Source organism: Micromonospora sp. DT229 (assembly GCF_049844505.1).
Taxonomy (GTDB): Bacteria; Actinomycetota; Actinomycetes; order Mycobacteriales; family Micromonosporaceae; genus Micromonospora.
In genome coordinates this window covers 299,681-311,788 of record NZ_JBNCLD010000008.1, presented here as the reverse complement: position 1 = coordinate 311,788, position 12,108 = coordinate 299,681, and the positions used below count along the sequence as shown (strand labels likewise).

Below are 12,108 nucleotides of genomic sequence, written 5' to 3'. Positions count from 1 at the left end.
TGGACAAGGGTGCCGCGCCCGTCAAGAGCAGGTCGCCGTCGGGTGGGTCAGGACACCTGCATCTCCCGCACGGCCTCCCCGGCGTACAGGCAGGCCGCTCGGTGCCCGGCGACCACCTCGACGAACGGCGGATCGGTCTCGGCGCAGTCCGGTCGGGCCTGGGGGCAGCGGGTCCGGAACCGGCAGCCACCCGGCGGGTCCACCGGGCTGGGGATGTCCCCGCTGAGGATGACCCGCCGACGCTGCCGCTCGACCTGCGGATCGGCCACCGGAATCGCCGACAGCAGGGCCGCGGTGTACGGATGGGCCGGCTCCCGCCAGATCTGGGCCGGCGTACCGCTCTCCACGATCCGACCCAGGTACATCACCGCCATCCGATCGCTCATGTGCTCGACGGCGGCCAGATCGTGGGCGATGAACAGGTAGGTCAGTCCCAACTCCCGTTGCAGGCGCCGCAGCAGGTTCATGACCTGGGCCTGCACGCTGAGATCCAGGGAGGCGATCGGTTCGTCCAGGACGATCAGATCCGGCTCGCCGGCCAGGGCCCGGGCGATGCCGACCCGCTGCCGCTGCCCGCCGGAGAGCTCGTGCGGATGCCGGTCGGCCAGATCACCCCGCAGCCCCACCATGTCCAACAGTTCCTCGACCCGATTGCGCCGGGCGGCGGAACCCTGCACCAGCCGGTGCACGATCAACGGCTCGGCGATGCTGGACCCGACGGTACGACGAGGATCCAGCGAGGCCTGCGGATCCTGGAACACCATCGCGACCCGGCGACGCAGGGCCCGCAACTGCCGCCGCGACCAGCCGGTCACATCCTCCCCGGCCACCCGGACACTGCCGGTGCTGGGATCGACCAGCCGCAGCAGCGCCAGCCCGGTGGTCGACTTCCCGCTGCCGGACTCCCCCACCAGTCCCACCGTCTCGCCCCGGCGTACCTGCAAGGACACCCCGTCCACCGCGCGGACCACACCGGCCGAGGTCGGAAACCACACCCGCAGGTCCTCCAGCTCGGCGACCACCTCGGCCGGTCCACGCTGGGTCGGCACCTGCGCCTCGGGGCGTTTCATCAGCCCTCCCCCTCGGGTCGCTGCGGGTAGAAGGTGCGGACCCGGTGGGCCGAGGAGATCGACACCAGCGGCGGCAGCTCCCGCTCACATCGGGCGTCGCCCCGCACCGGGCAGCGGGGCCAGAAGGCGCAGCCGGCCGGCAGGGCCAGCGGGCTGGGCGGGGCCCCCGCGATGGTGACCAGGTCACCACCACCGGCGTCCGGGTCGGGTCGGGCGGCGAGCAGGGCGGAGGTGTACGGGTGTCCCGGAGCGCCGAACACCGTGTCCACCGGCCCCTGTTCGACGATCCGCCCGCCGTACATCACCGCCACGGTGTCCGCTATGCCGGCGACCACCCCCAGGTCGTGGGTGATCCAGACGACCGCGGTGCCCAACCGCTGTTGCAGGTCGGCGACCAGCTCGACGATCTGGGCCTGGGTGGTGACGTCCAGGGCGGTGGTGGGTTCGTCGGCGATCAGCAGATCGGGTTCGCAGGCCAGAGCCATCGCGATCCCCACCCGCTGGCGCATCCCGCCGGAGAACTGGTGCGGGTAGGCGTCCACCCGCTGGGCGGCCGAGGGGATGCCGACCAGGTCGAGCAGCTCGACGGCCCGGGTACGGGCGGCCCGTCGGGTCAGCCCCAGATGCTCCTCGGCGGCCTCGGTGACCTGCCGGCCCACCGTCAGCACCGGATTGAGCGAGGTCATCGGATCCTGGAAGACGAAACCGACATGCCGCCCCCGCATCCGCCGCCGCCGATCCGCCGACAGCGCGGTGAAGTCCTCGCCGAGCAGCCGTACGTCTCCGGTCACCTGCGCGGCGCGCGGCGCCAGGCCGGTGGCGGCGAGCACACTCATGCTCTTGCCGCTGCCGGACTCCCCCACCAACGCCAGGGTCTGTCCCGCCTCGACCGACCAGTCGACCCCGGCCACCGCCCGGGCCGGGCCGCGTCGGGTGCCGATGGTGACGGTCAGGTCCGACACGGCCAGTACGGCATCGCTCATCCGGTGCTCCTCCTGGCCTCGTTGACGGTGAGCTGCCGGGGGTCGAGCACATCGCGCAGGGCGTCACCGACCAGGTTGAACGCCAGTACGGTGAGGAAGATGGCGGCACCGGGGAACACCCCCAACCACCAGGCGTCCGTGACGAAACCCCGGCCGTCGAACAGCATCCGACCCCAGGCGGGGGCCGGTGGCTGCACCCCCAGGCCGAGGAAGGACAGGGCCGCCTCGGACAGGATCGCGAAGGCCAGCGACAGCGAGGTCTGCACGATCAGCGGCGCGGCGATGTTCGGCAACACATGTCGACGCATGATCCGCAGGTCGGAGGCGCCGATGGAGACCGCCGCCCGGACGAAGACCTGCTCCCGCACGGCCAGCACCCCGGCCCGGGTGACCCGGGCGAAGATCGGGGTGTAGACCACCCCGATGGCGATCATCGCGGTGAGCAGGCCCGGCCCGAGCACCGCCACGATGGCCACCGCGAGCAGCAGCACCGGGAAGGCGAACAGCACATCCATGCAGCGCATCAGCAGGTTGTCCAGCCAACCCCGGTAGTAGCCGGCGAACAGGCCCAGGGTGACCCCGGCGACCAGGGCGATGCCGACACTGACCGCACCGACCTGAAGGGACACCCGGGCGGCGACCATGACCCGGCTGAGCACGTCACGGCCGAGTTCGTCCGTGCCGAACGGATGCGCCCGACTGGGTGGCTGAAGCATCCGGTCGACATCCACGTCGTTGATGCCGGCCGGGGCCAGCCAGTGCCCGGCCACCCCGACCACGATCAGCAGGACCAGGACCGCCATACCGGTCAGGGCCAGGGGGTCGCGGCGCAACGCCGACAGGGTCCGCGCAAACTGCCCCTCGCTCCGGTGCACGGTAGGGGCGCTCATTTGACCGTGATCCTCGGGTCCAGGCGGGCGTAAAGGATGTCCACCAGCAGATTGACCAGCAGGAACAGCGCCGCGACCAGCAGCACCGCCCCCTGGAGTACGGGATAGTCACGGGCCTGGACCGCGTCGTAGGTGAGCCGACCGATGCCCGGCCAGGCGAACAGCACCTCGATCACGATCACCCCGCCGAGCAGGCTGGCCAACTGCACCGCCACCACGGTGACCACCGGGATCAGGGCGTTGCGCAGCACATGCCGCAGCACCACCACCCGGGTACGCAACCCCTTGGCCTCGGCGGTGCGGACGTAATCCTCCGACAGCACCTCCAGCATCGAGGAGCGGATGAACCGGGTCAGGATCGAGGCCGTCACCAACCCCACCGTCGCCGCCGGCAGGGCCACATGCGAGGCCCACCGGGCCGGGTCCTCGGTCAACGCCACGTACCCCGAGGGCGGCAACCAGCCGAGCACCCCGGCGAAGAGCAGGATGCCCATGATGCCCATCCAGAAGTCCGGCACGGAGACCCCGAACTGGCTGAACACCCGGGCCGCGTGGTCGACCACCGACCCGCTGCGCATCGCGGAGAGAATGCCCAGCGGCAGCGCGATCACCAGGGCGAACAGCACCGCGGTCAGCGCCAGCGACAGGGTCGCCGGCAGCCGCTGGAGCACGATGGAGGTGACCGGCTGGCCGCTGCGGAAGCTGACCCCCAGGTCGCCGGTCAGAGCCCGCCGCAGGTAATCGAAATACTGCACCACCAGGGGCTTGTCCAGCCCGGCCCGGGCCCGCAACGCCTCGTAGGTCTGCGGGTCGAACCGGGTGCCCAGCGCCACCCGGACGGGATCACCCGGCACCAGTTGCAGCAGGAGGAACACCACCAGGGTGACCCCGAGCAGCACCACGCAGGACTGGAGCACTCGGCGGAGAACGAAGCGGGCCACCTGCGGTCCCCTGCCCGCTCACCGGGTCAGCGCCACGTCGCGGAACCGGATCGCCCGGTCGGTGCGTACCTGATAGCCGCTCACCTGTTTCGACCAGCCCTGCGCCACGTCCGGGTTGTAGAGGTAGATGTAGCTGGCGTCGTCGACGATCTGCTTGGCCACCTGCTCGTACTGCTGCTTGCGGGCGCCCTGGTCGGTCTCCGTGCGGGCCCGGTCCAGCATCTGGTCGACCGCCGGGTTGCGGTACTTGTGGAAGTTGAAGGTGCCGCCGCTGTGGTGCTGGGCGTAGTAGAACTCGTCCGGGTCGATGTTGCCCAGCCAGCCGAGCATGAACGAGTCGAAGTTGCCGTTGCCCTGCTCGTCCAGCCACTGCGCGAAGTCCAGCGTACGAATCTTGACGTTGACCCCGATCCCTTCCAACTGCGAGGCGATGACCTGGGCGGCGGTCACGGTCTCCGGGTACTCGCTGGTCACCATCAGGTCCATGGTCAGGTCACTGACCCCGGCCTGGTCGAGCAGCTGCCGGGCCTGGTTCGGGTCGTGGGAGAACGGGGCGTACTCGTAGTAGAAGGCGCTGTTCTGCGGAATGGCGGTCTGGTTGACCGTCGCCAACCCGAACTTGGCGGCCTTGGTGATGGCCTCCCGGTCCAGGGCGAAGGCGATCGCCCGACGCACGTTCACGTCGTCGTACGGCTTACGCCCCTGGTTGAGGGCCAGGTACCAGTAGTCCGTCGAGGGCACCGACTCGACGTTCGGCTCGTCGCCGTCACGCAGGGAGGGCACCTGCTGGGGTGGCAGGTTGTCCGTCCAGTGCACCTCGTTGCCGCGCAGGTTCTGCAAGGCCACCGTGGGGTCGCTGACGAAGGTGAACCGCACCCCGTCGAGCTTGGGACGCTCACCCCAGTAGTTGTCGTTGCGAACCAGTTGGATGTTGTCACCGGAGGTGTAGCCGCCGATGGCGAAGGGGCCGCTGCCGATCGGCTTGGTGGTGATCTCCCCGGACTCCACGTTGGCCTTCTGCACGATCGCCACCCCCTTGAAGCCGCCCAGGTTGGCCAGCAGGTTCGGGGTGGGGGCGGTCAGGGTGATGACCACCGTGGTCGGGTTCGAGGCGGTCACCGACTTGACCGTGCCGAACTTGTACGCCGTGTTCAGCTTCTCGTCGATGATCCGGTTGTACGAGTAGACGACGTCCTCGGCGGTCAACGGCGTACCGTCGGAGAACTTGACCCCCTCGCGGAGGGTGAAGGTCCAGGTCAGCTGGTCGTCGCTGGTGGTCCACTCGGTGGCCAACGAGGGCTGCATCTCCAGGTTCGCGTCCGGCTCGACCAGGGTGTCGAAGACGTTCTCCAGCACCTGGAAGCTGTAGTAGGCCGAGGTCTTGTGCGGGTCGAGCTGGTCCGGCTCGCCACCGATGGCGGCGTTCAGGACACCCCCCGCGCCGGCCCCGTTCCCGCCGTCGACATCGACGCCCTCCCCCGCACTGCAACCCACCGTGGCGGTGAGCAGCAGGGCAAGCGTCGCGCCGGCCAACCTGAATCTGGTGCTGGACATGGTCCTCCCCCAGGGATCCTGCGGCCACTGCTTGATCCCAACCTAGCCGCAAACCGGTCATCCGGCAGGGCACGACCGGCGTCAATTGCCGGCAGCGGCGCAGTTGTTGCTGGTCAGACGCACGGTGTACTCGGTATCGTCATGGGTGATTCCGGACGGTCGACCGTCGAACCAGGTCTCCACCTTCCGCCAGCCCGCACGCTGCTCGTAATGCAGGTGCGGGGCCCCGGAGTTGCCGGTGCTGCCGATCCGCCCGATCTGCTGGCCCTGGGCGACCCGCTGCCCGACCTGCACCATCGGCGGTTCCAGCAGGTGCAGATACTGGGTCTCCCACCGACCCCCGTGATCGATCTTCACCCAGTAACCGCCGCCCCGACCCCGGGGACCCTCCGGGTTCTCCGGTGTACGCCCACCGAGGGAACCGTTGATGCCGGCCACGGTGACCGTGCCCGCGTAGGAGGCGAGCACCGGCTGCCCCCAGGGGTCGCCCTTGAGGGGAAAGAAGTCCACGTCGTTGTCGCCGTGACCGGGATAGGTGCCCAACTGCCAGGTCTCCCCGCAGCCCACCGGCATCTGGAACAAGGGTCGCGGTCCGGGCGGCAACACCTGCGGCACCACGACGTACGCGACCGCACCCAGCACCCCCACCAGACCCACCACCAGCAGCAAGGGCAGACGCCCACGACGGCGGCGCCGGTGTCCTCGAGGTCGGCCGGTCGTCACGGCTCAGAGCATGTCAGACGTCGACAACGCCGCTGCTCGGACGGTCAGCGGGCGCGGTGCGACCCCTGCGCCACCGAGCGCGCTCGAACCCCACGCCACGCCCGCTCCCGAGCGCCAAGGTCACTCCCCAGCGCCAAGGTCACACTCGATCCGGGATCGAGTGGCTATCCGCCTACTCGATACCACTCGATCCAACATCGAGCACGATCTTGAAGAGTTCGGCTGCCACAGTCGCGCGCTGCCGCTGTCGGCGGTTGGCATTCACTCTTGGCGCTCGGCCACCCACAGGCCCCGTCCTTGCAGCCCGACGACCAAGCCACGATCCTGCAAGATGATCACAGCTCGCTGCACGGTCGTCACACTGACCTGATACAGATCAGAAAGCTCCCGGTATGTCGGCAAGCGGTCGCCTGGGCCGTACTCTCCGGCCTTGATGCGAGCGGCCATGTCTTCGACGACCTCGCGGTAGCCGCCAGTCGGTACGGGCATTTCTTACACGCCTCCGCGTGAGTTACGCGACCCTGTCCATCCTGGTGATCGGAGGAAGCACGACAGGCTACTCGTTCTTGGGCTCAGGCTCAGCCACGTAGACGCCCTTACCAGGATGCCCCTCGACCAATTCCCTGTCTTTGAGGAGCGACATGACTCGGTGGATCGTGGAGATGTGCACGCCGTGCTGCTCGGCAAGCTGACGTGTGGAAGGCAACTTCTCGCCCGGCGCAAGCTCGCCAGATTTGATCTGGCTCGTGATCTCGTTCGCTATGCGCCGGTAGTCCACTCTCTCAATCGGCACATGGGTCTCCGTTGGTTCCACGGATTAAGCACGCCAACGCGAGTACTACTGACAGGTCGTCAGCCAGGTCAGGAAGTTGGCGTAGCTGTCGCGGTCGAACGACAGAATCGGGCCGTTGCGGTCCTTGGAGTCTCGGACCTGCACGCCACTGTCACCCAAGCGAGCCTCGACACAGCTGTCACTGCCGTTGCTTCTGGTCGACTTCTTCCAGTCTTCCGTCAGGCCGTTCACTTCATCCCCTCGGCGGCACTGCGCAGCATCTCGATTGAGCGGTCAGCCGACAACGCATCCTGCGCCAACCGGTTGAACACGTCGCCGTACGATGCTACCGCCTCCGGGTAGAGATCTCCCGCATACGTTTCGCAGTACACGACGTCCTCGCCCTCAACGAAGCCGAGGATCACGAGCGGCCCGAGCGTGCCAGCGTGGGCGCCAGACGTGTACGGGATCACCTGAAGGTCGACATTGGACCGGGCGGCGACGTCCGCCAGATGAAGCAGTTGGCGGCGCATCACCTCGGGCCCGCCGACCATGCGGCGGATGACTCCCTCGTCAAGGATGAACCACAGGTTCGGCGGATCGGTCTGATCAAGGATGGCTTGGCGCGAGGTGCGCACCTCCACGCGAGTATCGATCTCGTCGGCCTTGAGGCGGACGGGTCCGCGTTGCAGCAAGGCGCGAGCATAGTCCTCGGTCTGGAGCAGACCTGGCACGATCATCGGACCGAAGGCCCTGATCGAGATCGCTTCACTCTCGAAGGCGATCAGGCTGGCGTACTTGTCGGAGATCGAGGCAGCGTACGGCTGCCACCAACCTCGGTCCCCACGCTTGGTGGTGTCGGCGGCGATCTTGGCAAGCCGCTCCGTGATCTCAGCATCGGCGCCGTAGCTCTGGAGCAATGCCTTGAGCGTCAAAGGCCGCACGCCAACTCGACCTCGTTCGATGCGGCTCAGATGCGAATCGGAGATGCCAGCGGCGGTTGCCGCCTGTTCGATGTTGAGGCCGGCTGCTTCACGCAACCCCTTGAGTTCGATTCCCAGCTTTCGCCGTGCCGTAGGACTTGCCACGTCGGACAGTCTACGGCCCACAAGACCAGGCCCATGATCCTAATAGACACCTGCTCCAGACAGTTGTCTGGAGCAGGTGCGTCGTGGAATCCTCTCTGTGATGACTTGGTCACAGCTGACTGGTCCGATGACGCCAGCGGAGGCAGGCATGAGAGGTCGGGGTGACACCGCCCAACAGAACGCAGCAGAGCAGATTCAGACAGCGGAACGGGAGGCCGCAAAGCGGCGGCTGCTCGCCCAAGCCGAGGCAGCCCGGGTACCGGTCACTGAGACGACTCGGGCACTACCCGACGGAAGGTGGCGCCGTGGAGAGTGAGGTGCCGGTCGGGCGGCGGGTGGCGTACTGGCGGGTGCGGCGGAGGATGTCGCAGCAGGTGTTCGCCGATCGGCTCGGTAAGTCGAAGAGCTGGGTGGACAAGGTCGAGCGGGGCGTACGGGCGCTGGACAAGGTCTCCACGTTGCGGGACATCGCCGCCGCGCTGCGCATCGACCAGGCGATGCTGCTCGGGCAGGACAGTCGGCCCGTCGAGGTGACCACGCGGGTCGAGGGCGTGGAGTCGATCCGGGCGGCGCTGTGCGCGTACGACATCGCTTTTGATCGGCCGACGGCGGGCCGGAACCCGCCGGACGGGGCCGCGCTGGCGCGGTCGGTCGCGCACGCCTGGACCAGCTACCAGCTTGCGCGGTACCCGCCGCTGATCGGGTTGCTGCCCGGACTGGTGGCCGGCGCGCAGCGGGGGTATGCCCGCGAGCCGCAGGAGGGTCGGGTGTCGCTGGTGGAGGCGTACCGGGTGACCGCGTCGCTGCTGGTCAAGCTGGGTGAGGCCGAGTTGGGCTGGTTGGCCGCCGACCGGGCGATGAGTGTGGCGGCCGGTGATCCGGTGCTGGTGGCGGCGGCCACCGTGCAACTCGGTCAGGTGTTGCGGGCCGGAGGTCGGGCGCGGGAGGCGGGCCGGGCCACCCTCGCGGCCGCGTACCGGATCGGTCAGGCCGACTCCGACCCGGCGCGACTGTCGTTGTGTGGGACGTTGCTCGTGCAGGCGGCGCTCGCGGCGGCCCGGCACGGCGACGAACCGGCCGCCGCCGCCCGCCTGGACGAGGCCGCCGACCTGGCCGCCGAGGTCGGCGACGGGCACGACCACCAGCACACCGGCTTCGGACCGACGGCGGTGGCCCTCGCCGGGGTCACGGTCGCAGTCGAGTCGGGTACGACCGACGCGGCGATCGCCCGACACGAGGAGGCGATCGGGCGTGACGGTTGGCGATGGTTGCCGCCCGAGCATCGCGCCGCTCACCTGATCGATGTCGCCCGCGCGTACCTTCAGGATGCCGATCCGGTCGGCGCCGGTCGGGTGTTGCTGGAAGCCGACCGGATCGCGCCCGCCGAGGTACGCCACCGGCCCGCCGCCCGGCAGGTACTCGCCGACACCCTCCGTCACCCCGACGCCCCGGTCACGATTCTCGCGCTCGCCGCCACCCTGGGGGTGACCCGAGGATGACCGCCCCCTTCCTGACCCTGGCCCAGATCCTCAACCGGCTCACCCTGACCGCCCGCTGGACCCTGCGTGACCACCAGCCCGGCCCGGACGGCCGCTGCCCCCTCTGCCGCGTCCCGGATTGTGCCGTGGCCGCCGCCGCCCGCGACGTGCTCACCACGATCAAGCAGACCCGCTGGCCCCCGCCCACCCACCCTCCCCCCACCCCAGACGCCCCCTCCCCCACGCCTCCGCCCCGTCGATCATGCAGTTTCGGTCGGGACAAATAGTTGATATGCCGCGATCCGGCGACCAAAACTGCATGATCGACGGGGAGAGCGGGTGGGAGCGGGGTGGGTGAGGGCGGGTGGGGTGGGGTGTCAGTTTGGGGCGGGGCCGTTGTCGACGAGGCGGAAGTGGGTGGTGACCGGGGCGTCGCCGGCCTCTTCGAGGATCAGGCCTCGGGTTGGGGAGTTCTGCAGGTAGGCGGAGTTGCTGCTGATCAGGTACGTGCCTCCGGCGGCGGGGTCGAGAGAGAAACGCTGTCGGGGTTCGGCCTGGTCGCAGGGGACGCCTTCGACCCGCAGGGGCTGGCTGCCGGCCGAGCGGACCTCCCAGCAGATGTCGGTCAGGTCGGCGTCGGGGTCGGCGGCGGTGCGGATCTGGTAGGTGCCGGGGCCCTGCGGCGTGATCACGAACAGCCGGCGGCCCTCGACACCGTCGACCTCGGCCAGCCGGCCGTCGTCGAGCATGGACACCGCCGACTCGAAGGCCCCGGTGCGCACGATGGCCACCTGACGGGTGCCGGACAGCAGCCGATCGGTGCTCGGCGGCACCGCGGCGGAACTGCTCGGCGCGGCCGGGGAACTGCTGGGCGCCGCAGGTGAGCTGCTGGGCGTCCCGGGTGAGGCCGTGGGCGAGGAGGACGGGCTGGACGACCGGACGCTGGGGTCGGCGGAGGGTCCGGTGACGGTGGAGGGATCGGCCGGGCCGATCGGGGTCGGCTGCGTGGTCCCGCCGAGACGGGCCAGGGCGACACCCGCACCGAGCGCGACGACGGCGGTGGCGGCCAGCGCCACCGAGGCGGTGCGGCGGCGGCGACGCCTGATGTCGCCACGTCGCCGGATGTCGGTGGCGGCCCGGATCCGGCCGTCCTGCCCCCCGTCGCGCGCCAACGCCCGCAGGGCGTCGTCGAGCTGGTTGTCGAAGCTCACGGCTGCCGCCCTCCGCCCATGTGGGAACCACTCTCCTCGGTCAGGTGGGCGGCCAGGGCCCGACGGCCCCGGGCCAGCCGGGTCTTGACGGTGTTCTCGTTGCTGCCCACCTCCGTAGCGATCTCGGTGACACTGAGACCGACCAGATGGTGCAGCACCACCACCCGACGCTGCTCGGTGGGGATCCGCCGCAGGGCCGTCACCACGGCGACATGATCGACCGAGGTGGCCGCCACCTGCTGCCCGGTGGCGTCCCGCCGATGGGCTCGCAGCCGGTTCACGGTCTTGCGCCACGCGCTGACCGCCACCCGGTAGGCCACCCTGCGTACCCAGGCCTCCGGGCTGTCGCACTCGCGCACCGACACCCACCGGTCCCAGGCCCGGGCGTACGCCTCGGCCACCGCGTCCTCGGCCTCGGCCCGGTCGCCGATCATCGCGTACAGCTGACCCAGCACCCGCTGCACGGACCCGGAGTAGAAGGCGTCGAACTCCGCCGCGTCACGCATCGATACAAGCCTCCCACCTGACCGGGTTGAACGAGACAACTGCCTGGTCACGCCGAGGGCGACCCGACCCGAGGTGGGTGGCCGGGTCGCCGCAGGGGTCATTTGCGCGGGGCCGGTCCGGTGTCGTTGAACCGGAAGCTGCTGAACGGCGCCGCGTCACCCAACTCCTCCAGGATCAACCCGGAGCGGGCCGAGTCACGCAGGTACGCCCACCGGTTGCTGATCACGTACTCGCGGGGGCCTCCCCCCTCGGCGGGGGCGATGACGAACCGCTGCGCCGGGTCACCCGCCCGGCAGGTGGCACCCCGCACATACAGCGGCTGGGTGTTCTGCGGGTTGTGCGACTGCCAGCACACCGGCTTGCCGGTGCCGCCACCGTAGTACGCCTTGATCAGGTATTCCCCCGCGCCCAGCGGAGTCGGCACGAACACCTGCCGTCCCTCGGCGCCGTCCACCTCGGCCAGTCGACCACCGTCGAGCAGGGACAGGCCGGACTCGAAGGCCCCCACCCGTACGATCGTGACCCGACGCTTGCCCGACAGCACCGGATCGGTGCTCGCGGTCGGCTTCGGCTTGGGTTTCGCGGCCGGCGGCTGCGCCACCGCCACCACCTCAGCCGCCGGTTTTCCCACCGACGCCGTCGCCTCCCCTGCCGGCGAGGCCGCGCCGTACATCATCGCGGCGACGCCGGTCAGCGCCACCAGACTCGCCCCAGCGAGCCACCTACCCAGCACCACGGTTGCCTCCCGGTGGTCCCGACCGCTGTCGCCGGTAGCCCTGTCGGCGGCCGGTCCTCGGTCGATTCATCCTGATGACGCACACGTCGGGCGGCGGGTTTCACCCCTGCGTCGGATTTCTCCGACATGAAGCACCTTCCCGAAGCAGTGATCAA

15 protein-coding genes are annotated in these 12,108 nt (G+C 69.6%); 2 read left to right on the top strand and 13 right to left on the bottom strand.

Annotated features, from left to right (window positions below; translation table 11 throughout):
* Positions 1-47 precede the first annotated feature (47 nt).
* The 10 genes from ACLQ2T_RS15885 to ACLQ2T_RS15840 all read right to left on the bottom strand — a co-directional run bounded on the left by ACLQ2T_RS15885 (position 48) and on the right by ACLQ2T_RS15840 (position 8,021).
* Positions 48-1,070 carry an ABC transporter ATP-binding protein gene (locus ACLQ2T_RS15885; protein ID WP_425766916.1) on the bottom strand — a complete coding sequence of 341 codons (1,023 nt, stop codon included), beginning with the start codon at positions 1,068-1,070 and terminating at the stop codon, positions 48-50.
* A complete protein-coding gene (locus tag ACLQ2T_RS15880; protein WP_425766915.1) occupies positions 1,070-2,053 on the bottom strand; it encodes an ABC transporter ATP-binding protein in 984 nt (327 codons plus the stop codon). The genes ACLQ2T_RS15885 and ACLQ2T_RS15880 overlap by 1 nt, the downstream gene beginning before the upstream one ends.
* Complete coding sequence (locus tag ACLQ2T_RS15875; RefSeq protein ID WP_425766914.1) at positions 2,050-2,943, bottom strand: ABC transporter permease; 894 nt, start codon at positions 2,941-2,943, stop codon at positions 2,050-2,052. Before ACLQ2T_RS15875 ends, ACLQ2T_RS15880 begins: the two co-directional genes overlap by 4 nt.
* Positions 2,940-3,884, bottom strand: a complete 945-nt coding sequence (locus tag ACLQ2T_RS15870) for an ABC transporter permease (protein ID WP_425766913.1) — start codon at positions 3,882-3,884, stop codon at positions 2,940-2,942. The genes ACLQ2T_RS15875 and ACLQ2T_RS15870 overlap by 4 nt, the downstream gene beginning before the upstream one ends.
* A gap of 18 nt (positions 3,885-3,902) precedes the next feature.
* Positions 3,903-5,438 carry an ABC transporter substrate-binding protein gene (locus tag ACLQ2T_RS15865; protein WP_425766912.1) on the bottom strand — a complete coding sequence of 512 codons (1,536 nt, stop codon included), beginning with the start codon at positions 5,436-5,438 and terminating at the stop codon, positions 3,903-3,905.
* 81 nt (positions 5,439-5,519) lie between these two features.
* On the bottom strand, positions 5,520-6,098 hold the full coding sequence (locus ACLQ2T_RS15860; protein WP_425766911.1) for a M23 family metallopeptidase: 579 nt from the start codon (positions 6,096-6,098) through the stop codon (positions 5,520-5,522).
* Positions 6,099-6,422: 324 nt separating this feature from the next.
* Positions 6,423-6,650, bottom strand: coding sequence for a winged helix-turn-helix domain-containing protein (locus ACLQ2T_RS15855; RefSeq protein WP_425766909.1), 228 nt, complete (start codon positions 6,648-6,650; stop codon positions 6,423-6,425).
* A 67-nt stretch (positions 6,651-6,717) separates the two neighbouring features.
* Positions 6,718-6,954, bottom strand: coding sequence for a GntR family transcriptional regulator (locus ACLQ2T_RS15850; protein WP_425766907.1), 237 nt, complete (start codon positions 6,952-6,954; stop codon positions 6,718-6,720).
* Positions 6,955-6,999: 45 nt separating this feature from the next.
* Positions 7,000-7,185 carry a DUF397 domain-containing protein gene (locus ACLQ2T_RS15845; protein ID WP_425766905.1) on the bottom strand — a complete coding sequence of 62 codons (186 nt, stop codon included), beginning with the start codon at positions 7,183-7,185 and terminating at the stop codon, positions 7,000-7,002.
* Positions 7,182-8,021 carry a helix-turn-helix domain-containing protein gene (locus tag ACLQ2T_RS15840; RefSeq protein WP_425766904.1) on the bottom strand — a complete coding sequence of 280 codons (840 nt, stop codon included), beginning with the start codon at positions 8,019-8,021 and terminating at the stop codon, positions 7,182-7,184. Before ACLQ2T_RS15840 ends, ACLQ2T_RS15845 begins: the two co-directional genes overlap by 4 nt.
* Before the next feature lie 305 nt (positions 8,022-8,326).
* Between ACLQ2T_RS15840 and ACLQ2T_RS15835 the strand changes: the two genes are divergently transcribed.
* Together ACLQ2T_RS15835 and ACLQ2T_RS15830 are read left to right on the top strand one after the other, a co-directional pair.
* Positions 8,327-9,520 (top strand): helix-turn-helix domain-containing protein, encoded by a 1,194-nt coding sequence (locus ACLQ2T_RS15835; RefSeq protein WP_425766902.1) that lies wholly within the window; start codon positions 8,327-8,329, stop codon positions 9,518-9,520.
* A complete protein-coding gene (locus ACLQ2T_RS15830) occupies positions 9,517-9,786 on the top strand; it encodes a hypothetical protein (RefSeq protein ID WP_425766901.1) in 270 nt (89 codons plus the stop codon). Before ACLQ2T_RS15835 ends, ACLQ2T_RS15830 begins: the two co-directional genes overlap by 4 nt.
* A 90-nt stretch (positions 9,787-9,876) precedes the next feature.
* On the opposite strand, the gene ACLQ2T_RS15825 is transcribed toward ACLQ2T_RS15830, so the two are convergent.
* The 3 genes from ACLQ2T_RS15825 to ACLQ2T_RS15815 form a co-directional block, all read right to left on the bottom strand.
* Positions 9,877-10,710, bottom strand: a complete 834-nt coding sequence (locus ACLQ2T_RS15825; RefSeq protein WP_425766899.1) for an RICIN domain-containing protein — start codon at positions 10,708-10,710, stop codon at positions 9,877-9,879.
* Positions 10,707-11,216, bottom strand: coding sequence for a sigma-70 family RNA polymerase sigma factor (locus ACLQ2T_RS15820; protein ID WP_425766898.1), 510 nt, complete (start codon positions 11,214-11,216; stop codon positions 10,707-10,709). Before ACLQ2T_RS15820 ends, ACLQ2T_RS15825 begins: the two co-directional genes overlap by 4 nt.
* 98 nt (positions 11,217-11,314) lie before the next feature.
* Positions 11,315-11,953 carry a hypothetical protein gene (locus ACLQ2T_RS15815; protein WP_425766897.1) on the bottom strand — a complete coding sequence of 213 codons (639 nt, stop codon included), beginning with the start codon at positions 11,951-11,953 and terminating at the stop codon, positions 11,315-11,317.
* Positions 11,954-12,108 lie beyond the last annotated feature (155 nt).